This window comes from Pseudomonas sp. CNPSo 3701 (assembly GCF_028674975.1).
In the GTDB taxonomy this organism is placed as follows: Bacteria; Pseudomonadota; Gammaproteobacteria; order Pseudomonadales; family Pseudomonadaceae; genus Aquipseudomonas; species Aquipseudomonas straminea.
Window position 1 is genome coordinate 149,433 of sequence record NZ_JAQZSI010000008.1, and the last position, 21,188, is coordinate 170,620.

At 64.1% G+C, this 21,188-nt stretch carries 18 protein-coding genes and 1 pseudogene; 6 read left to right on the plus strand and 13 right to left on the minus strand.

Translation table 11 applies throughout. The features are described from left to right. The 9 genes from hflC to PVA39_RS20775 form a co-directional block, all read right to left on the minus strand. Nucleotides 1-870 carry a protease modulator HflC gene (gene hflC, locus PVA39_RS20735; protein WP_013793180.1) on the minus strand — a complete coding sequence of 290 codons (870 nt, stop codon included), beginning with the start codon at nucleotides 868-870 and terminating at the stop codon, nucleotides 1-3. After that, complete coding sequence (gene hflK / locus PVA39_RS20740; RefSeq protein WP_274125645.1) at nucleotides 870-2,060, minus strand: FtsH protease activity modulator HflK; 1,191 nt, start codon at nucleotides 2,058-2,060, stop codon at nucleotides 870-872. The genes hflC and hflK overlap by 1 nt, the downstream gene beginning before the upstream one ends. Before the next feature lie 98 nt (nucleotides 2,061-2,158). Further along, entirely contained in the window at nucleotides 2,159-3,460 is a 1,302-nt protein-coding gene (gene hflX / locus PVA39_RS20745) for a ribosome rescue GTPase HflX (RefSeq protein WP_274125646.1), read from the minus strand. 14 nt (nucleotides 3,461-3,474) lie between these two features. After that, nucleotides 3,475-3,735 carry an RNA chaperone Hfq gene (hfq, locus tag PVA39_RS20750; RefSeq protein ID WP_013793183.1) on the minus strand — a complete coding sequence of 87 codons (261 nt, stop codon included), beginning with the start codon at nucleotides 3,733-3,735 and terminating at the stop codon, nucleotides 3,475-3,477. A 111-nt stretch (nucleotides 3,736-3,846) separates the two neighbouring features. Continuing rightward, nucleotides 3,847-4,803, minus strand: a complete 957-nt coding sequence (miaA, locus tag PVA39_RS20755) for a tRNA (adenosine(37)-N6)-dimethylallyltransferase MiaA (protein WP_274125647.1) — start codon at nucleotides 4,801-4,803, stop codon at nucleotides 3,847-3,849. A 69-nt stretch (nucleotides 4,804-4,872) separates the two neighbouring features. Then, entirely contained in the window at nucleotides 4,873-6,747 is a 1,875-nt protein-coding gene (gene mutL, locus PVA39_RS20760) for a DNA mismatch repair endonuclease MutL (RefSeq protein WP_274125648.1), read from the minus strand. Next, the gene (locus tag PVA39_RS20765; protein WP_274125813.1) at nucleotides 6,744-8,174 is read right to left on the minus strand and encodes an N-acetylmuramoyl-L-alanine amidase; all 1,431 of its coding nucleotides are present in this window, start codon (nucleotides 8,172-8,174) and stop codon (nucleotides 6,744-6,746) included. The genes mutL and PVA39_RS20765 overlap by 4 nt, the downstream gene beginning before the upstream one ends. Nucleotides 8,175-8,182: 8 nt before the next feature. After that, the gene (gene tsaE, locus PVA39_RS20770) at nucleotides 8,183-8,650 is read right to left on the minus strand and encodes a tRNA (adenosine(37)-N6)-threonylcarbamoyltransferase complex ATPase subunit type 1 TsaE (protein ID WP_274125649.1); all 468 of its coding nucleotides are present in this window, start codon (nucleotides 8,648-8,650) and stop codon (nucleotides 8,183-8,185) included. Continuing rightward, complete coding sequence (locus PVA39_RS20775) at nucleotides 8,638-10,137, minus strand: NAD(P)H-hydrate dehydratase (RefSeq protein ID WP_274125650.1); 1,500 nt, start codon at nucleotides 10,135-10,137, stop codon at nucleotides 8,638-8,640. Before PVA39_RS20775 ends, tsaE begins: the two co-directional genes overlap by 13 nt. Before the next feature lie 58 nt (nucleotides 10,138-10,195). Here PVA39_RS20775 and queG point away from each other — a divergent pair, with 58 nt between their 5' ends. Further along, nucleotides 10,196-11,266: a tRNA epoxyqueuosine(34) reductase QueG gene (gene queG, locus PVA39_RS20780; protein WP_274125651.1), complete on the plus strand. Its 1,071-nt coding sequence runs from the start codon at nucleotides 10,196-10,198 to the stop codon at nucleotides 11,264-11,266. Between the two features lie 93 nt (nucleotides 11,267-11,359). On the opposite strand, the gene orn is transcribed toward queG, so the two are convergent. Both orn and PVA39_RS20790 read right to left on the minus strand, forming a co-directional pair. Next, entirely contained in the window at nucleotides 11,360-11,902 is a 543-nt protein-coding gene (gene orn, locus PVA39_RS20785) for an oligoribonuclease (RefSeq protein WP_147177308.1), read from the minus strand. Between the two features lie 27 nt (nucleotides 11,903-11,929). Continuing rightward, nucleotides 11,930-12,721, minus strand: a complete 792-nt coding sequence (locus PVA39_RS20790) for a class I SAM-dependent methyltransferase (protein ID WP_274125652.1) — start codon at nucleotides 12,719-12,721, stop codon at nucleotides 11,930-11,932. 118 nt (nucleotides 12,722-12,839) lie between these two features. On the opposite strand from PVA39_RS20790, the gene rsgA reads away from it, so the two are divergent. Then, nucleotides 12,840-13,871, plus strand: coding sequence for a small ribosomal subunit biogenesis GTPase RsgA (rsgA, locus tag PVA39_RS20795; protein ID WP_274125653.1), 1,032 nt, complete (start codon nucleotides 12,840-12,842; stop codon nucleotides 13,869-13,871). A 31-nt stretch (nucleotides 13,872-13,902) separates the two neighbouring features. Here rsgA and motB read toward each other — a convergent pair whose 3' ends face one another. Continuing rightward, nucleotides 13,903-14,937, minus strand: coding sequence for a flagellar motor protein MotB (gene motB / locus PVA39_RS20800; RefSeq protein ID WP_274125654.1), 1,035 nt, complete (start codon nucleotides 14,935-14,937; stop codon nucleotides 13,903-13,905). 5 nt (nucleotides 14,938-14,942) lie between these two features. Continuing rightward, nucleotides 14,943-15,796, minus strand: a pseudogene (motA, locus tag PVA39_RS20805) (flagellar motor stator protein MotA). A gap of 121 nt (nucleotides 15,797-15,917) precedes the next feature. On the opposite strand from motA, the gene PVA39_RS20810 reads away from it, so the two are divergent. The 4 genes from PVA39_RS20810 to PVA39_RS20825 all read left to right on the plus strand — a co-directional run bounded on the left by PVA39_RS20810 (nucleotide 15,918) and on the right by PVA39_RS20825 (nucleotide 21,159). Then, the gene (locus PVA39_RS20810) at nucleotides 15,918-17,438 is read left to right on the plus strand and encodes an HDOD domain-containing protein (RefSeq protein ID WP_274125655.1); all 1,521 of its coding nucleotides are present in this window, start codon (nucleotides 15,918-15,920) and stop codon (nucleotides 17,436-17,438) included. A 66-nt stretch (nucleotides 17,439-17,504) separates the two neighbouring features. After that, complete coding sequence (locus tag PVA39_RS20815; protein ID WP_274125656.1) at nucleotides 17,505-18,320, plus strand: rhodanese-like domain-containing protein; 816 nt, start codon at nucleotides 17,505-17,507, stop codon at nucleotides 18,318-18,320. A 56-nt stretch (nucleotides 18,321-18,376) separates the two neighbouring features. Beyond that, the gene (gene asd, locus PVA39_RS20820; protein ID WP_167363176.1) at nucleotides 18,377-19,234 is read left to right on the plus strand and encodes an archaetidylserine decarboxylase; all 858 of its coding nucleotides are present in this window, start codon (nucleotides 18,377-18,379) and stop codon (nucleotides 19,232-19,234) included. A gap of 128 nt (nucleotides 19,235-19,362) precedes the next feature. Further along, the gene (locus PVA39_RS20825; protein ID WP_093506418.1) at nucleotides 19,363-21,159 is read left to right on the plus strand and encodes a molecular chaperone; all 1,797 of its coding nucleotides are present in this window, start codon (nucleotides 19,363-19,365) and stop codon (nucleotides 21,157-21,159) included. Nucleotides 21,160-21,188 lie beyond the last annotated feature (29 nt).

The following is a 21,188-nucleotide window of genomic DNA, read 5'->3' on the forward strand; positions in this document are numbered from 1 at the left end:
TTACGGCTTGGACTTTTCCAGGTAACGGAAGAAGTCGCTGCTCGGATCCAGTACCAGCACGTCACGCTTGTCGGAGAAGCTCTCGCGATAGGCGTTCAGACTGCGATAGAAGGCATAGAACTCCTGATCCTGGCCATAGGCCTTGGAGTAGATGGCCGCGGCCTGGGCATCACCCTCACCACGCAGTTCCTCGGCCTGGCGATAAGCCTCGGCGAGAATCACGCGCTGCTGACGATCGGCGTCGGCACGAATACCTTCTGCCAACTCCTTACCCTTGGCGCGGTGCTCACGCGCCTCGCGCTCACGCTCCGAACTCATGCGATCGAAGACGCTGCGGTTGACTTCCTTGGGCAGGTCGATGGCCTTGACGCGAACGTCCACCACCTCGATACCCAGCTCACGCTGCGCCGCGCGGTTGAGCGAGGCGGTGACGTCAGCCATCAGTGCATCACGCTCGCCGGATACCGACTCGTGCAGGGTGCGCTTACCGAACTGGTCACGCAGCGAGGCTTCGAGACGACGCGACAGACGCTCGTCGGCGATCTGCTTCACACCCGAAGTCGCGGTGTAGTAACGCTCGGCATCCTGCACGCGCCATTTGGCGTAGGCATCGACCATCAACGCTTTCTTCTCGAGGGTCAGGAAGCGCGAATTGACGGTATCCAAAGTCAGCAGACGGGCATCGAACTTGCGCACCTGGTTGACGTACGGAATCTTCATGTGAAGACCCGGCTGCACGTCCGCCTCGACGATACGACCGAACTGCAGCAGTACCGCCCGCTCGGTCTGCGCCACGATGTAGAAGCTGCTCCAGGCCACCAGGGCCAGCACTACGCCCGCGATCAGGGTCACCAGTGATTTATTGCTCATCAGCGGCTCTCCCTTGTGCGCACGTCTGGCTGCCCAACGTTGTTACCCACACGCGAGCCGAGATCGGCAGCGCCGGCACCGACTGCGCCGGACGACGGATTGCTGCTGCCGCCACGGCTGTCGATCATCTTGTCCAGCGGCAGATAGAGCAGATTGTTCTGCCCCTTGTCGCCGGTCACCAGCACCTTGCTGGTGTTGGTCATCATCTGCTGCATGGTGTCCAGATACAGACGCTGACGGGTGATTTCCGGTGCCTTGCGGTACTCGGCGACCAGCGCGGTGAAACGATCCGCCTCACCCTGGGCGCGGGAGATCACTTCGTCGCGGTAACCGCTGGCATCCTCGATCAGACGCTGGGCCTGACCACGGGCTTCCGGGACCACACCATTGGCGTAGGTTTCCGCCAAGTTCTTCTCACGCTGCTCGTCTTCACGGGCACGAATCACGTCATCGAAGGCTTCCTGAACCTCACGCGGCGCTGCGGCGCTCTGCAGGTTCACCTGGGTCACGGTGATACCGGTGCGGTAGGTGTCGAGGAAACGCTGCAGACGCTCGCGAACATCGCCAGCCATCTGCTCACGGCCTTCGGTCAGCACCTGATCCATCTCGGTGGAACCCACCACGTGGCGCACGGCGCTGTCGGTGGCGTGCTGCAGGCTGGTTTCCGGCATGTCGACGTTGAGCACGTAATCCTTGAGGCTGCTGATCTTGTATTGAACGGTCAGCGGCACTTCGATGATGTTCTCGTCTTCGGTCAGCATCTGCCCCTGCTTGCTGTAAGCACGCTCGCGGGTGACGTTTTCCTGAAACTTGCGGTCAATCGGTGGGAAATAGATGTTCAGACCCGGGCCGACCGTCTCGTAGTACTTGCCGAAGCGCAGCACCACGGCCTGCTCCTGCTCGTCGACCACGTAGATGGCGTTATACAGCCAGAAGGCGCCGACCACGGCCAGCGCAACGAACAGCAGGCCGAAACCGCCGCCCTTGCCGCTATCGGAGCCGCTACCATCACTGCCGCGTTTCTTGCGACCACCGAACAACCCATTGAGGTTGTCCTGCAGCTTGCGGAAGGCTTCGTCAAGATCCGGTGGTCCCTTGCGATCGCCGCCACCGCCGCCTTTACCGCCACGGCCGCCGCCACCCCAGGGATCCTGATTATTCGAGTTGCCACCCGGCTCATTCCAAGCCATAGCGCTCTCCATACTGATAAAGCAAAGACGCGCCCAACGGCGCGCCCACCAATGCTACAGAATGCCTGCTTCCAGCGGCAAAATCACCGCTGCGGGCTTTATTGCAAAGTGTGTTGCTCAATGAACTCCAGCGGCTGCAGGCCCTCGCGACTGACCAGACGATTGAGCTCGACCCGCGGGATGCGCACCTGTAAGAGGCTGCTGCCGTCTTCGGCATAGGACTCCTGCAGCACCGCGCCCAGCTCAAAGAACTGCGCCCGCAGGCGCGCCAGGCGCTGCGGCAGCTGCAGGGTGGCGACGAACAGATCGTCACCGAGCAGCTCGGCCACCGCCTGCTTGAGCAGCGGCAAACCGCGACCATCACGCGCCGACAACCACACCCGCTCGGGGCGCCCGTCGGCATTGCGCTGGATCTGCGGCTCAACACCCTCGAGCAGGTCGAGCTTGTTGTAGACCTCAAGTACCGGCAGATCCTGGGCGCCGATTTCGCCCAGCACCTCGAGCACCTGCTCGATCTGCGCATCGCGCTCCGGCTCGTGCGAATCGATCACGTGCAGCAGCAGATCGGAGTTGCTCGACTCCTCAAGCGTTGCGCGAAACGCCTCGACCAGCTTGTGCGGCAGGTGACGAATAAAGCCCACGGTATCGGCCAGCACCACGGGGCCCAGGTCGTCGAGCTGGAGACGACGCAGGGTCGGGTCAAGGGTGGCGAACAGTTGATCAGCCGCGTAGACCTCGGATTCGGTCAGGGCGTTGAACAATGTGGACTTGCCGGCGTTGGTGTAGCCGACTAGCGACACGGAAGGAATATCGGCCCGCTTGCGGCCGCGGCGCGCCTGCTCCCGCTGACTGCGCACCTTCTCCAGCTTCTGCTTGATCTGGCGGATACGCACGCGCAGCAGGCGGCGGTCGGTTTCCAGCTGGGTTTCACCCGGGCCGCGCAGACCGATCCCGCCTTTCTGTCGTTCGAGGTGAGTCCAGCCGCGCACCAAGCGCGTGCTCATGTGATCGAGCTGAGCCAGCTCGACCTGCAACTTGCCTTCGTGGGTACGTGCGCGCTGGGCGAAGATATCGAGAATCAGCCCGGTGCGATCAAGCACGCGACACTCGAACATGCGCTCGAGGTTACGTTCCTGACTGGGCGTGAGGACATGATTGAAAATGACCAGGTCGGCCTCGTGGGCCTTGACCTGGTCACGCAGCTCTTCCACCTTGCCGCTACCGATAAGGAACTTCGCGGTGGGCCGGCTATTGGGCACACTGAAGAACGCTACGGTATCGGCACCGGCAGACAGCGCCAATTCCTGAAACTCCTGGGGATCCTCGCTCGCCTCGGTGTTCTGACTATCCAGATGAACCAGGATGGCCCGTTCACCCCCTTCATGGCGCTCGAAGAACAATGCGACCCCCTGGCTTAGACGTTACCTGGCTCGGACTCGGCCTGATCGGACTCCGACGCGCTTGGCAGACGAACCGGACGGCTCGGTACCACGGTGGAGATCGCGTGCTTGTAGACCATCTGGCTGACGGTGTTCTTCAGCAGAATGACGAACTGGTCAAAGGATTCAATCTGGCCTTGCAGCTTGATGCCGTTGACCAGGTAGATGGAAACCGGAACGCGCTCCTTCCGCAGGGTATTGAGGTAAGGGTCTTGTAGCGAATGCCCTTTTGACATGTGCCGCACTCCTAAATGAATCGATAAATGAATAGTGTTTGAACGGGTTGCTTGGCCTACAAACGGCTTTGGCACGTCTTCCCCCAAGGATAGACGGCCCGCGGCAAGGTCTCAGCTCAATATGGAGACCGTTGCCATGTATTTCAAGGCACGTGGCAGATTGTCGCAATCGAGACTGTCCAGCCAGTGCACATTTTGCCAACTGCGTAACCAGGTGAATTGCCGTTTGGCCAGCTGGCGGGTGGCGATGATGCCGCGCTCGCGCATCTGCGCTGCACTGAGTCGCCCTTCCAGATGATCCCACACTTGCCGGTATCCCACCGCTCTAATAGAGGGCATTTCACCGTGCAAGTCACCTCGCCGATGCAGGCGTTCGACCTCGGCGACGAAGCCCTGTTCCAGCATCAGATCAAATCGTTTGGCGATTCGTTCGTGGAGAATCTGCCGCTGCGCAGGCGCTATCGCCAACTGCGCGACAGTATAGGGCAAGCCGCCGCCCTCAGTCGCTGCTTCGCTCTGCTGCTCACGCAGTTGCGTCATGGTCATGCCGCTGACCCGGAACACCTCCAGGGCGCGGACCAGACGCTGCGGATCGTTCGGATGAATGCGCGCCGCCGATTGCGGATCCACTGCCTGCAGCTCGGCATGCAGCGCCGCCAGGCCGTCGCGCTCGGCCTGCGCTTCGAGCTCGGCACGTACCTCGGCATCGGCGCCCGGCATGTCGGCCAGGCCCTCGAGCAGCGCCTTGTAGTAGAGCATGGTGCCGCCAACCAGTAGCGGAATACGCCCGCGCTCGGTGATGTCAGCCATAGAGGCCAGGGCATCACGTCGGAAATCGGCCGCCGAATAGGCTTCGGACGGATCACGAATATCCACCAGATGATGGGGAAAGGCCTCGAGAGTGGCGCGATCCGGCTTGGCGGTGCCGATGTCCATGCCGCGATAAACCAACGCCGAGTCCACACTGATCAGCTCGCAAGGCAACACGCGCGCCAGGGCCAGGGCCAGATCGGTCTTTCCGGACGCGGTCGGGCCCATCAGAAAGATGGCGGGAGGCAAAGAGGACATCAACACGACTCGAATGAACGGCGGCCCATTTTCCGGGCCTGAGCCGCCGACCGCAAGCGCGGCGCTGGACTACTGACCGCGCAGGAACAACTTATCCAACTGGTCGAGACTCATCTGCGTCCAGGTCGGCCGGCCATGGTTGCACTGGCCGCTACGCTCGGTCTGTTCCATGTCACGGAGCAGGCCGTTCATCTCCGGCAGGGTCAGGCGGCGATTGGCGCGCACCGCGCCATGACAGGCCATGGTCGCCAGCAGCTCGTTGAGATGCGCCTGAATGCGGTCACTGGTGCCGTACTCGAGCAGGTCGGACAAGACGTCGCCCACCAGGCGCGTCGCCTCGGCCTGCTTGAGCAGCGCGGGAATCTGCCGAATCGCCAGGGTTTCCGGCCCCAGGCGCTGCAACTCGAAGCCGAGTTTCTGGAACCACTGGCCATGCTCTTCGGCGCAGTCCGCTTCACGCTGGCTGACGGCGATGGACTCGGGCACCAGCAGCGGCTGGCCGCGCAGGCCTTCACTGGCCATTGCCACCTTGAGACGCTCGTAAGTGATGCGCTCATGGGCCGCGTGCATGTCCACGACCACCAGGCCGTGGGCATTTTCGGCCAGGATATAGACGCCTTTGAGCTGAGCGATGGCGTAACCCAGCGGCGGGATATCACCCTGAACCTCCGGCAAGGCAGCCGGCGCGCTGCTGGTGGCCAGCGGCGCGTAGAACTCGCGATAGACGCCCTGCGCCTCGGCGGCCGGCAGCGTGGCTTCGCTGCGCTGGCCCTGATAACCGGCGCCGGGGGAACGCCAGACCGAATCGGTCGGGCGCTCGAGCACGCTGGCGGAAAGCCCCATCTCACCTTGCGGGCCGAACTCACCGGCAGCCAGGCCGCTAGGTCGCAGGACCGTTTCGGCGGCTGCCGGGGTGGCCAAATGATCCTCCGGACGCACCTCGCCGAGCGCGCGGTGCAAGGTACCGAACAGGAAGTCATGCACCATGCGCCCTTCACGGAAGCGCACTTCGTGCTTGGTGGGGTGCACGTTGACGTCGACGGCGGTCGGGTCGATTTCCAGAAATAGCACGAAGGTCGGATGGCGGCCGTTGAACAGCACGTCGCGGTACGCCTGGCGCACCGCGTGGGCGACCAATTTGTCACGCACCATGCGGCCGTTCACGTAGAAATACTGCAGATCCGCCTGGCTACGCGAGAAGGTCGGCAACCCGACCCAGCCCCACAGGTGCAGGCCATTGCGTTCGATATCGATGGGCAGCGCCTGCTCCAGAAAGCCTGCGCTACACACCGAGGCGACACGCCGGGCACGGCTCACGTCGTCATTGGCTTCATGCAGCGACAACACGCTCTTGCCGTTATGACGCAGATGGAAGGCCACATCGAAACGCGCCAGCGCCAGTCGCTTGATGACTTCCTGCAGGTGATCGAACTCGGTCTTCTCGGCCTTGAGGAATTTGCGCCGCGCCGGGGTATTGAAGAACAGGTCGCGCACTTCCACCGAGGTTCCTACCGGATGGGCCGCCGGCTGCACGTGCGGTTGCATCTCGCGGCCTTCGGTCTCCACCTGCCAGGCCTGTTCGGCGTCAGCGGTACGGGAAGTGAGCGTCAGCCTGGCGACCGAGCTGATGGACGCCAGGGCTTCACCACGAAAGCCCATGCTCAAGACCTGTTCGAGGTCTTCAAGCTCGCGAATCTTGCTGGTGGCATGGCGCGCAAGCGCCAGCGGCAGGTCATCGGCGGCGATGCCGCGACCATCGTCGCGCACGCGCAGCAGTTTGACACCGCCCTGTTCGACATCCACTTCGATGCGTTTGGCCCCGGAATCCAGGCTGTTTTCCAGCAGTTCCTTGGCCACCGACGCCGGGCGTTCGACCACCTCGCCGGCGGCGATCTGGTTCGCCAGCCGCGGGCTGAGCAGCTGGATGCGCGCCACGTCACTCATGGCTGGACAGCCAGGGCGGTCGCGGGAATCTGCAGCGTCTGGCCGACTTTGATCACATCGGACTTCAGCGAGTTGGCACTGCGCAGGCTCGCCAGGCTGACCTGATAGCGCTGGGCGATCAGCGCCAGGCTTTCCCCGGAGGAGACCCGGTGCTCACGCGGCCCCTGGGCAACTTTGCCATTGTCGCGCAGCCAGGCGATGTAGGTGCCGGGCGGTGGGTTCTGTTCGAAGAACTGCTTCACACCGGTGACGATGGACCGCGCCAGGCTCTGCTGGTGACCAGCCGAGTGCAGCTTGCGCGCCTCGCTGGGGTTGGAGATGAAGCCGGTTTCGACCAAGATCGACGGAATGTCCGGCGACTTCAATACCATGAAGCCGGCCTGCTCGACGCGGCGCTTGTGCAACGGCGTGACCTGGCCCATCTGGCCGAGCACCTTCTGCCCGACATTTAGGCTGGAGGACAGCGACGCGGTCATCGACAGATCGAGCAGCACGCCGGCAAGCATGCGGTCCTTGTCCTCGAGACTGACGTTGCCGGCACCGCCGATCAGGTCGGACTGGTTCTCGGCGTCCGCCAGCCAGCGCGCGGTTTCCGAAGTGGCGCCGCGGTCGGACAGCGCATAAACCGAAGCGCCGAAAGCGGCCGCACGGGGCGCCGCATCGGCGTGAATGGACACGAACAGATCGGCGCCCTTCTTGCGGGCGATCTCGGTACGCTTGCGCAACGGAATGAAATAGTCGCCGGTACGCACCAACTCGCCGCGGAAACCCTTCTGAGCATTGACCTGGCGCTGCAGCTCCTTGGCGATGGCCAGGGTCACGTTCTTCTCGAACTGGCCCTTGGTCGGGCCCAGTGCACCAGGGTCTTCACCACCGTGGCCGGCATCGATGGCGATCACGATATCGCGTTTGCCACCCGGCACGGGGGCCACCTTGGGCGGTGCCTGGGTCGGCGTGACGGGAACCGGGGGCTCACTGGCGGTGGTGGTGGACGGCAGACTCGGCGCGGCATCCGACGGCTGATCGAACAGGTCGACGACCAGGCGATTGCCATACTGCTGATTGGGCGCCAGGGTGAAACTCTTCGGGGTGACCTGGGCCGAGACGTCGATGACCACGCGCAAGTCGTCCGGTGTACGCTGCGCCGAGCGCACCGCGGTTATGGGCGTGTTGCTCAGGGCCAGCTTGTCCAGCGGGGTGGCCAGCTTGGCGCCGCTGATATCGATCACGATACGATCCGGCGCGGTCAGGGTGAACACGCTGTGCTGCACCGGGCCGGACAGGTCGAAGACCAGGCGCGTATTGTCCGGTGCGCGCCACAGGCGAACACTGCGCACATCCGACGCGGCCCACACGTCGGCAGCCATGACCGCCAACATCAGCCCGACCGCGATCATTCGCGCGCCTATGCGCATACCCGCCCCCACTCTCTTGCTCATGCTCCAGGTGCCAGAACGGCACACCAGCTTTCACCCTTCGCACCATGACTGCGAAGCAGCAGCGACCGGCCACCCGATCGCGGGCTAATGGTAATGTCCAGGTCGGCCTTTGGCAAAACGCCGGCACCCCGCTGGGGCCACTCGATCAGGCACAGGGCGTCGCCTTCGAAGTAATCGCGAATGCCGAGAAACTCCAGTTCCTCGGGATCGACCAGACGATAGAGGTCAAAATGAAAGGCGCGGACCTCGCCGATCTCGTAAGGCTCGACGAGAGTGAAGGTCGGGCTTTTCACCGCACCGCGGTGGCCGAGGCCCTGCAGGATGCCGCGCGACAGCGTGGTCTTGCCGGCGCCCAGATCGCCTTCCAGGTAAATCACGCCGCGCCCCTGAGTGACCGCAGCGATACGCGCGCCGAGCGCCAGCATGGCGTCTTCATCGGCGGCGAACAGTTCTAATTCCGACAAGCGGCTCGCTCCTGTAACAAATGGCGGATAGCGTCGCACAGATCGCTGGCCGCCAGACCATTTCCTTTATGGGCAAGTGACTCACCAGCACAGGCATGCCCCCACACGCCCAGGGCCGCTGCCTGCCACGTACTGCAGCCCTGGGCAATCAGCGCGCCGATCAGACCGGCCAGCACATCGCCCAGCCCGGCGCCAGCCATCACCGGATCACCACGATCACACACCAGCAGGCGACCAGCCGGATCGGCAACCAGCGTGCCGGCCCCCTTGAGCACACAAACTACGTCGTAACGCCGGGCCAGTGCCCTGGCCGCAGCCGGGCGATCGGCCTGCAGCTCAGCCGTGGAGATACCCAACAGGCGCGCCGCCTCGCCGGGGTGCGGAGTGATCACGCTGCCGGGGGCGATGCGCACATTATCTGCGGCCAGCAGGTTGAGCGCGTCGGCATCCCATACCTGAACGCCACTAGCGGCAGCGGCTGCCGACAGCAGACTGCGGCCCCAGGCGCCCTGCCCGAGCCCAGGCCCGACCACCCACACGGTGATCTTGCCTGCCAACACGTTTAATTGATTGGCCGAAGCGACCGCCAGACTCATCACCTCGGGCAGCCGCGTTTGCGCGGCGCCGATATGCTCCGCGCGAGTCGCCAGGGACACCATGCCGGCACCGCCGCGCAGCGCGCTCTGCGCCGACAGCAGCGCCGCACCGCCGGTGCCCTGATCACCGCCAACCACCAGCAGGTGGCCCAGCTGGCCTTTATGGGTGGTCGGCTGACGAGGGGCAACCCTTGGCAACATCTCGCCAGCCAGGCGATGCGCTACGGATGGCTGACCGGCCACGATCTCGGCGTCAGCCTGCAGATCATCGAATACCAGGCGGCCGACATGATCGAGCACCTGGCCGACGAACAGGCCGATCTTCAAGCCAATCAGGGTGACGGTCAGTTGCGCCGTGACCGCCTGCCCAAGCACCTGGCCGCTGTCCGCACAGATGCCGGATGGAATATCCACCGCCAGCACGGGCTGCCCACTGTGGTTGATCCAGTCGATGGCCGCCGCGTAAGGCTCACGCACCTCGCCTGCCAAACCGGTGCCGAGCAGCGCATCGACCAGCACGCCTCGCGGCTCGGCTTCTGCGTGCCACGGCAGTACCTCGACACCGGCAGCGCGTGCCTCGTCACGGGCCAAGGCGGCATCGCCCTGTAACCGTTGTGGCTCGCTGACGGCCAGTACCCGCACCTGCCAGTCGGCGCGTTTGGCGAGCGCCGCAACCAGGTAACCGTCGCCGGCATTGTTGCCGTGCCCGGCCAGCACGGTCATCGCGCCAACTTCCGGCCATTCGCGGCGCAGCGCGCGCCAGATGGCGTGGGCCGCGCGCTGCATCAGCTCGAAACCTGGCGTGCCGGCAGCGATCAACGCCGCATCCAGCGCCCGCACCTGAGCGGCGCTGTAGAGCGCGAGGGGAAGATCGTCTGATGAATGCCGCATGCCTGAGCTCCGATGTCTGGCAGAATTATACGCCGCCTACTGCAGATTCCCGCCCAGCATGACCGACGCCACCCTCGACCTCGCCAGCCTCGCCCAGTCCATCAAGGACTGGGGCCGTGAACTGGGCTTTCAGCAGGTGGGCATCAGCGGCCTGGAGCTGGGTGAGCACGAGGCCCACCTGCAGCGCTGGCTGGATGCCGGCTACCAAGGCGAGATGGACTATATGGCCGCGCACGGCCGCAAACGTTCACATCCCGACGAGCTGGTGCCCGGCACCCTGCGCGTGGTGTCGCTGCGCATGGACTACCTGCCCGGCGACACGCAGATGGCCCAGCGCCTGCAGGAGCCGGAAAAAGCCTACGTGTCGCGCTATGCCCTGGGCCGCGACTACCACAAGCTGATCCGCAAACGTCTGCAACAGCTGGCCGAGCGTATCCAGCAGGCCATCGGCCCCTTTGGCTACCGCGCCTTCGTCGACAGCGCGCCGGTGCTGGAGAAAGCCATCGCCGAACAGTCCGGCCTGGGCTGGATCGGCAAGAACACCTTGGTGCTCAACCGCAAGGCGGGCAGTTACTTCTTTCTCGGCGAACTGTTCGTCGACATCCCATTGCCAGAGGATGCCCCCCACGGCAGCGAACATTGTGGCCGCTGCAGCGCCTGCCTGGACATCTGCCCGACCGCCGCCTTCGTCGGCCCCTATGTGCTCGATGCGCGGCGCTGCATTTCCTACCTGACCATCGAACTAAAAGGCCCGATTCCCGAGGAGCTGCGCGCGCCCATTGGCAACCGGGTGTTCGGCTGCGACGACTGCCAGATGGTCTGCCCCTGGAACCGCTTCGCCAAACCTACCGAACAGAGTGATTTCCAGCCGCGGCACAGCCTGGACAATGCCGAACTGGCCGAGCTGTTTCGCTGGAGCGAGGAGGAATTTCTCAGCCGTACCGAAGGCTCACCGCTGCGCCGTGCCGGTTACGAGCGCTGGCTGCGCAACCTGGCCGTCGGCCTGGGCAACGCGCCGTCGAGCATCCCGGTGCTGGAGGCACTGGAGGCCCGTCGCGAGTATCCGTCGGAGCTGGTGCGCGAGCATGTGCAGTGGGCGCTGGAGCAGCACGCCCGCCGCCAGGGCTGATTCAACCCCGTAGCCTGGGCCGGAGCGCAGCGATACTCAGGAATCTCCCCCGGGTTACGCCTATGGCTAACCCGGGCTACGGGACTGCAGCCCTCAGACCTTGAGCAGGTGCTGGCGGTAGTACTTGAGCTCGGCGATGGACTCGCGGATGTCGTCCAGCGCTTGGTGCGTACCGGTTTTCACGAAGCCTTCCTTGACCCCGGGCGCCCAGCGCTCGGCAAGAATCTTCAGGGTCGACACATCCAGATAGCGGTAGTGGAAGTAGGCTTCCAGCGCCGGCATGTACTTGTAGAGAAAGCGACGATCCTGGCCAATGCTGTTGCCGCAGATCGGCGACTTGCCTTTCGGCACCCACTTTTCCAGGAAGGCGATGGTCTGCGCCTCGGCCTCGGCCTGGCTGACCTTGCTGTCGCGCACGCGCTGGGTCAGCCCGCTCTCGCCGTGGGTGCGCGTGTTCCACTCGTCCATCGCCGCGAGGCGCTCGTCGCTCTGGTGCACGGCGATCACCGGGCCTTCGGCCAGCACGTTGAGTTCGGTATCGGTGACGATGGTCGCCATCTCGATGATGACGTCCGTTTCGGGATCGAGACCGGTCATTTCCAGGTCGATCCAGATCAGATTCTGTGGGTTCTGCATGCTGCGCTCCTCTTTGGGTTCGTCATTCTAGCCAATCTCCCAGAGCAGCAGGCGTGAATCGCGCCAGTCCTTGAGTTCGACCACGCGCTGCGGCGCCACGCCGGGAATCTCGAAGGTGTTGCTGATCAGCCAGGCACCTTTCGGCAACTCGGCGTGGGCCTTGTCCCAAAGCGCAGGCATCGGCGCAGGTGAGAGAAAGCAGTAGGCGACGTCGATGGTGCTCAACTCGGTGCGCCACAGGTTCTGATAACGAATCCGGCAGTTGCGCCGGCCGAGGCAGCGCAACCAGGCAATTGCAAAGGACAGCGGCGCAGTTTCCACGCCGGTGAACTGTGCCTGGGGAAAACGCCGCGCCAGCCACAGCAAGGTGCCGGCCGGGCCGCAGCCCAGATCGACGAAGCTGAAACGCTGGCCGCGGGCTTCGAGCAGGCGAGCCAGTTCATGCCGGGTACCGGCGCCAGTCAGGTAAAGCGGCACGCGCTCGCCGAAGCTGTTCCAGTTGAGCAGCAGCAATAACAGAAAGCCGAGCAGAAACAGCCAGGACGGCAGGGGCGCGCCACTGGCCAGCAACAACCCCGGCACGAACAGCAGATTCAGCCACCACCACCAGCGCGACAGGCCCAGCCAGCGCGCCAAGCAGGCGCACAGCAGGCCATGCAGCAAACCGGCGGCCAAGGGGCTCGCGCGCCAGTCGAACAGCCGGGCCGCAGCAATGATCGCCACGCCCATGACCAGGGTGACCACCAACTGGATCAACAGGGCCAGGAGGGCCGGATAGCGTTCACCCAGGCGATGCAGCGCGCGGTAGGAAGCAGCCATGCCGTTGAGGCTCGTAGAAAGACGGTTGGCCAGTCTAGCGCCGGCCTCGACAAATTGTCGCCCCATCAGGCGTGCTAGAATCCGAGCCATTTCAAGCGCAGCATAACTCGGAAGCCCCATGGCCAAACGCCAACTCAACCGCCGGCAAAACTGGCGCATCGAAAAGATCCAGGGCGAGCGCGCCGCACGCGCCGCCAAGCGCGAATCCCGCGTGGTGGAAACCCTGGAAGGCGGCGATCTGGGCCCGGAGCAGACCGGCCTAGTGATCGCCCACTTCGGCGTGCAGGTGGAAGTCGAAGCCACCGACGGCGAGCTGACCGGCCAGGTGTTCCGCTGCCACTTGCGCGCCAACCTGCCGACGCTGGTCACTGGCGACCGTGTGGTGTGGCGCCCGGGCAACCAAGGCATCGGCGTGATCGTCGCCCAGCTGCCGCGCGACACCGAGCTGTGCCGACCGGACACCCGTGGCCAGTTGAAGCCGGTCGCGTCCAACGTCGACCTGATCGTCATCGTTTTTGCGCCGCTGCCCGAGCCCCACGCCAACCTGATCGACCGCTATCTGGTGGCCGCCGAACATGCCGGCATTCGCCCGCTGCTGCTGCTCAACAAGGCGGACCTGATCGATGCACAAAACGAAACCGCGCTGAACGCACTGCTCGGCGTCTATCGCCAGCTGGGTTATCCGCTGCTGGAAGTCTCGGCGCTGGAAGGTGATGGCATGGAGCAGCTCAAGAAGCAGCTCGACGGCAACATCAGCGTCTTCGTGGGCCAGTCGGGCGTCGGCAAGTCGTCGCTGGTCAACAGCCTGCTGCCGGGCGTCGACACACGCGTCGGCGCGCTGTCGGAGCTGACCGGCAAGGGCACCCACACCACCACCACCGCCCGGTTGTTCCATTTCCCCGGCGGAGGTCAGTTGATCGACTCACCAGGCATCCGCGAGTTCGGCCTCGGCCATGTCAGCCGTGACGATGTGGAGGCGGGCTTTATCGAGTTCGCCGACCTGCTCGGGCATTGCCGTTTCCGCGACTGCAAGCATGACCGCGAGCCCGGCTGCGCCCTGCTCAAGGCGCTGGAAGATGGGCGGATTCAGCCGCAGCGGATGAACAGCTACCGGCACATTCTGGCCAGTTTGCCGGAACCCGAGTATTGATCCACTCCGTACACGTTGGTGTGCGAGCCGATCACTCCTTGGGCTGATCCATCTTCAACGTGCCATCCTCGAAGATGTTCAGCTTCTCGCGCACCTGATCACTGGAAAGCGGCTCGGCTGCAGGCGCCGCGCTTGAGCCCGCACCCGCACCACCGAAAGGCGAACCCGACGCGGGATCCGGCGCGAGCGCGCCACCGCCCTGCTCGCCTTCGATGTTGCGCTGTGCCTTCTTGGTCAGCACCACGATATCGATGCGCCGGTTCACCGGGTTGAACGGATCGTTGCGGTCGAACAGCGCCGATGAGGCATAGCCGACCACCCGCGCCACCTGGGCATCGTCGTAGCCCGCCGCGATCAACACGCGCCGCGCCGCATTGGCGCGGTTGGCCGACAGCTCCCAGTTGCCGAAACCACCGGCGCCGGCAAACGGCTTGGCGTCGGTATGGCCGCTGATGCTGATCTTGTTGGGCACCGTCTTTATGGTGTCGGTCAGGGCGAACAGGATGTCCTCGAAGTAAGGCTGCAACTGCGCGCTGCCGAGGGCGAACATCGGCCGATTCTCGGCATCGACGATCTGGATGCGCAGGCCGTCCTGGGTGATCTCGAACAGAATCTGATCCTTGAAACGCTGCAGCTGCGGGTCCTGCTCGACCTTGGTCTGCAGCTCCTGCAGCAGCAGCTCCAGGCGCTCGCGCTCGACTTCCTCGGCCTTGGCTTCGGCCTGCTCGGCGTCCAGCTCGGCGGGATCCTTGGGATCGGCTTTCGCTTCGTCCCCCGGCGCCTCCTGGGGTTGTTCGTTGAGGGTGCGGTCCGGCGACGGGGTCGGCGAGCCGCCGAGGTCGATCACATAGGGGCTGGCGCTCTCGGAGAAACCGATGGGGTCCTTGAAGTAACCGGAGATCAATTTCTTCTGCTCGGGTGTGGCCGAGGACATCAGCCACATCACCATGAAGAAGGCCATCATCGCCGTGGCGAAGTCGGCAAAGGCGATCTTCCAGGCGCCACCATGGTGGCCGCCGGCAACCTTCTTGACCCGCTTGACGATGATCGGCTGGTTGTTTTCCATGGTGCTTAGTTCCCGCGCATGGCCTGCTCAAGCTCACTGAAGCTCGGGCGGTGCGCCGGGTACAGGGTCTTGCGCGAGAACTCGACGGCCAGCGACGGCGGCATGCCGGACGCCGAGGCGACTAGGCCGGCCTTGATGGCCTCGTAGACGTTCAGCTCTTCCTTGGCGTCGTGCTCAAGCGCCGCGGAGAGCGGGCCGAAGAAGCCGTAAGAGGCAAGAATACCGAGGAAGGTACCGACCAGCGCGGTACCGACCTTCTCACCGATCTGCGCGTTGTCCGCCTCGGCGAGAATCGACATGGTGATCACGATACCCAGTACCGCGGCGACGATACCCATCGCCGGCATACCGTCGGCGATCTTCGCCACCGCGTGGGCCGGGTGCTCGAGTTCTTCCTTGAGGCCGACCAGTTCCATGTCGAACAGGCCTTCGAGTTCGTGGGGCGCCATGTTGCCCGAGGACATGATGCGCAGGTAATCGCAGATGAACGCGACCATGCGCTCATCGCCCAGCACCGCCGGGTACTTGCTGAAGATCGGGCTCGCCGCCGGGTCTTCGAGGTCGGCTTCGATAGCCATCATCCCCTCGCGGCGCGCCTTGTTGAGAATTTCATAGAGCAGGCGCAGCACTTCCAGGTAGTAATCGTGGGTGAAGCGCGACTTGAACATCTTCAACGACTTCTTGAAGACAGTCATGAGAACATGCTGCCCGGGTTGGCCTGCAGGAAGGCGCCCAGCGCCGCACCGCCGATGATCAGCACTTCGAAAGGGTGCACCAGGGCCATGAGATGACCGCCCGACGCGACGAAGCCGCCGAACACGCAAGCGAATACAACGATGATGCCGATGATTTTGGCCATAGAAAAAACTTGATCAGGTGAATAAGAAAGGGCGACCGCGCGAATCCCCTTCTATTTATCGGAAGAGATGCGCCAGACTATAGTCAGTTAAGTCTAAAAAAAGCCATTTTGGCACACCCCCATGGTCGCAAGCACGCCGTTACCGCGCACCCTCGATGCCTGGCTCAAGCAGCTGGACGGTCAGCTGCTGCCCATCGCGGCCGATCATCACCTGCAGGTACGCCGTGCATTGGCCGACAGCCGCCGCTCGCTGCGTGAGATCGCCGACCTGATGCAGGACAGCCCGGCGCTGGTGCTCAGCGTGCTGCGCGAGGCCAACAGCAAGGGCAGCGCTCTGGGTGAGGCAGCGGAAAGCCTGGAGACGGCCCTGACCCGCCTGGGCTTGAAGCGCGCCGAAGAGCTTCTGGCCCGCTTGCCCGCCCAGCCGCTTGCAGATATTCCAGCTCCACTACGACAGATCCAGCTAATCAGCCAGCACGCCGCTTTCCAGGCCAATGGCCTGTTCGCCGCGCGCCTGGCGCGTCTGTGGCAGGAAATTCACTGGGGCAGCCTGCTATTCCTATCGCCAGTCTGGGTCTTGCTGGCCGCTCACCCCCACCTGTTCGAGGCCTGGGAACGGCGTGTACTGATAGACGGCGAGCAGCCCGTAAAGGTCGAGCGCGACATGCTCGGCATACCGTTGTTCGCGCTGTGCCTGGCGCTGGCTGAGCGCTGGCGCCTGCCGGCGTGGATCTCTCGGGGCTATCGCTTGCTGATTGATGATCGCCGCCTACTGGGCAGAGCCCTGCACATTGCCCGACGTAACGATGAGCCGCTGCGCCAGCAGCAGGCACTGGACGCCGACCCAACGCTGCAGCGCTGGCTCACCCAGCCGGCCAACAGCATTCTGCTAGCCAATGTGATCGCGGTATCGGCACACAACGCCTGGAACGGCCCCCACACCCGACGCTGGCACGGACTCAATTGCCTCTACCTGCAGCTGCCACTGACCGAGCTGCAGCAGCAGATCCACCAGAACGCCGCGCACAGCGCCCGGCAACTGGATACCGTCGGTCTCTGGCACCCCGCCGAGGCGCTGCTGTGGCCCTGGGATGCACGCCACTTCCAGCCAAAACCAGTGCCGGCGCCTACCCCGTCACCTCAAGCCATCGATTGGCGGCAGCTGTGCAGCCAACTGCTGGCCCAGCCTTCAGCCTTCAGCAACGTCCAGCAGCTCACCACCTGCGCTCGCCAGGCGCTGCAGGCCACTGGGTTGTCGCGGGTGGTGATGTTGCTGGCCGACCGCAACCACAGCCGTCTGCAGGTGCAGCAGCATGCCGGGGTGACGGCCAGCGCTAGCGGCCTGACCCTCGATCCGGCGCAGAGCCAGGTGCTGCGTCGGCTGCTGGAAAAGCCCGCACAACTGCGCCTGACGCCAGCCAACATGGCGCAGTTCTCTGCCCTGCTGCCGGGCGACCTGAAAGCCTTGCTGCCCAGCGAACACCTGCTGATCCGCTCGCTGGCCAGCAACGAGCGGGTGGTGATGCTGCTGTTTGCCGACCAGGGCGGCCAGCCTATCAGTGACACCAGCGTGCAGGCCTTCACCAAGACCGCGCAGTGCATCGAGCGCGCGCTGGACACCTTCAGCAAACGTAAGCGCTGAGCGCCGCCGCTTCGCGGTGTTCTTCTGCGCTACAATCGCCCGCTTAACTCAGCCAACGAGGCCTGTATGACAGCCTTCGACAATTTGCCGCTGGTCATCGAGCCAGTAGACCTCGCCGCACACCTGGATGCCCCCGAGCTGATTCTGGTCGACCTGAGCAACCAGCAACGCTACCTAACCGGGCATATCCCGGGCGCCCGCTTCGTCGAAGGCAAGCGCACCCAGGCCAGCCCTCCATCGGCTCCCGGCCTGCTACCGGAAAAGGCGCAGCTCGAGCAGCTGTTCAGCGAACTCGGCCATCACCCGCAGGCCACCTATGTGGTGTATGACGACGAGGGCGGCGGCTGGGCCGGACGGTTCATCTGGCTGCTGGATGTGATCGGCCACTCGCGCTACCACTTCCTCAATGGAGGTCTGACCGCCTGGGAAGCCGAAGGCCGGCCGTTGAGCCAGGATGCTCCGGCGCTAAGAGAGGCGATGGTTTCGCTGACCCTCAGCGACGTGCCGACGGCGAGCGCTGAATACCTGAAATCCCGCCTGGGCGCCGACGACCTGGCCATCTGGGATGCACGTTCTGCCGAGGAGTACCGTGGCGAAAAGGTGCAGGCCGCTCGCGGCGGGCATATTCCCGGCGCCATCCACTTCGAGTGGACGGCGGGCATGGATCCAGCCCGTGCCCTGCGCATCCGCCAGGACATCGCCGAACAGCTCGAGCAGCGGGGGCTGAGCGCCGACAAGGAAATCATCACCCACTGCCAGAGCCATCGCCGCTCCGGCTTCACCTACCTGGTCGCCAAGGCGCTGGGCTACCCGCGGGTCAAGGCTTATGCCGGCTCCTGGGGCGAGTGGGGCAACCTGACCGATACACCAGTCGAACGTTGAAGCCGATCTGACTGTCCACTTACCGTGCCCGGCCTGCACAGCCGAGCAGCCAAGGAATAAAGATGAAAGAACGCCTGTTTATCCTCAGCCAGCACCTGATACCGCACCACCTGCTGTCGCGCCTGATCGGCTGCGCCGCGCAGTGCCGCGCTGCCTGGTTCAAGAACCGTCTGATCGGCTGGTTCGCCAAGCAGTACCAGGTCGACATGAGCGAAGCGCAGGTCGAAGACCTCAACGCCTACGAACACTTCAACGCCTTCTTCACCCGCGCACTGAAGGAAGGCGCCCGGCCGCTGGATAATACCCCCGGCGCGGTGCTGTGCCCGGCCGACGGGGCGATCAGCCAGCTGGGCCGCATCGAGCATGGCCGGGTATTCCAGGCCAAGGGCCACAGCTACAGCGTGACCGAACTGCTGGGTGGTGACAGCGAGCGCGCCGCGCCCTTCATGGGCGGCGACTTCGCCACCGTGTACCTGTCGCCCAAGGACTACCACCGCGTGCACATGCCGCTGGCCGGCACCCTGCGCGAGATGATCTACGTGCCGGGCCGGCTGTTCTCGGTGAACCAGACCACCGCGGAAAACGTGCCCGAGCTGTTCGCCCGCAACGAGCGTGTGGTGTGCCTGTTCGATACCGAGCGCGGGCCGATGGCCGTGGTGCTGGTCGGCGCAATGATCGTCGCCTCCATCGAAACCGTATGGGCCGGACTGATCACCCCACCCAAGCGTGAGCTGAAAACCGTGCGCTACGATGAGGCAGCCCGCGGGCCGGTCAACCTGGAGAAAGGCGCTGAGCTGGGCCGCTTCAAACTGGGCTCCACGGCCATCGTGCTGTTTGGCCCCGAGCAGGTCAAATGGGCTGACGAGCTGGGCGCCAACAGCCCGGTACGCATGGGCCAACTGCTCGGTCAATGACCGGATGGCACGCCATGCAGGCCTGGCCCGCGGCGCCGCAAAGGCTGCGACGATGGCAAGATGCTGCTAGAGTCGCTAAACCTGACCAATCAGTCGATCGAATGCTGGCGCTGGAGTAACGAAGCTAGATGGATAAACAGAGCCCCCACCTTTTGCTCCGCGTCCCGACGCCGACCAAGCAGGGCCTGACTTTCTGCGACGCCACGCCACGCGACCTGAAACGCTGGATCGCCGGCCTGCCCAAGGCCAACATCGGCGAAACGGCCCGCCAGTTGTACCAGGCACTGATCGAGCTCAACCAACTGCTGACGCCTTCTGACAACCGCCTGCAACTGCTCGAGCTGCTGCGCCCGGAAGTGTATTTCGTCTGCCAGCATCTGGAACGCCACTTCCTCAACCAGGCCATCGTACTCGACGAGCGCCCGCGCAAGGTCGCCAACCTCTGCCAGGCGCTGCAAAACCACCTGGCCATCGGTTACAAGCTGATCATTTCGCGCCTGGCTGCGCAGCCCAACCGTGAGCGCAACGCGCTGCTCGGTACGGCGCTGCAGCGGGCGGTGCATAGCCTCAACGGCCCGCTGATTCGCACCAGCCAACTGTACTGCCCGGTGCCTGAGGGCCTGTGGCTGGAGCTGCATCAGATCTACCTGATAGCCCGTCGCCACGAGCTGCACAAGGTGGTGATCCGTGACCCACTGGCACGCCACACCCAGGGGCTGAGCGTCGAGCAGGGCTATATAGTCGCCTTGCTGATCGGCTGCTCGCGTTGCAACCAGATGCGCCAGAGCGCCATTGCCCGCCTCGCCGAAGCACTGGAGGCCTGGAGCCCGCTGGTCAATTTGCAGGCTGGCAGCCAGCCGAGCAGCATCTTCGCCGTGGCGCCACAGCTGGATGGCCCGCCGCGCTACACCTCGCTGTTCCAGCCAAGCGAATTGCAGGGCGCGCTGGGGATCGACCCGACGCCACTGGTCGATGCGATCAAGGATCATCTGGAACTGCTGCCCGAGGATCGCGCACGCTCTCGCCTGACGGTACCCGATGGTTTCACCATCGACATGCTGCAACATGCAGCCGCGGCCTGGGGCGACATCTCCGAGCGAACCTTCCAACGCACCCAGGGTACCGGCAGCATGACCCTCTGCATCGGCATGAGTGCACTGAACTATTACCTGGCCAATGGCCGCGTGTTCAGCGAGATCCTCAAGCAGCAGGTCGACACCGCCGCCTCGTTCAAGCCGCGTAGCGGAGAGCCCGATGTGTGGGCCAACGCCCCGGATGCACGGCGTAACGAATGGGAAAACGGCCTTTCCTTCGAGGAAATCGAATATCCCAAACCTGCCCAGGAGCTGGAAACCCAGGCCGATGGCGGCGAAAGCTTCCCAACCTTCCTGTTGGCTATCGTCAACCATAGCCCTGGCGGCTATTGCCTGTCGTGGCCCAAGGAAGTGCCGACCCAACTGCAGGCTGGCGAGATCCTTGGTATCCGCGATAACCCGCAGCAGGGCTGGAGCGTTGCCGTGGTGCGCTGGATACGCCAGGTGCGCGGCGGCGGCACGCAGATGGGCATCGAGCTGATCGCGCCCCACGCACAGTCCTGTGGTCTGCAGCTGGTACGCAAGGCCGAGCAGAACAGCCAATACCTGCGCGCGCTGCTGCTTCCGGAAATCGCCGCCATCTCCCGCCCGGCTACGCTGATCACTCCACGCCTGCCGTTCCAGGAAGGCAGCAAGGTGCTGATCAATATCAACGGCAAGGAACGCCGTGCAGTGCTCAGCCAGAAACAGCTCAGCACAGGCAGTTTCAGCCAGTTCGAGTACCACGATCTGGAGCAAAAAGCGGCGGATCACGCGACCTCTGTCACAGCCTCCAGCACCCAGCGCCCAGCCGGGGAGGAAGACTTTGACTCACTCTGGAAGTCGCTGTAGATTGCCGGGAACCCCTTAATTCCCGCTCT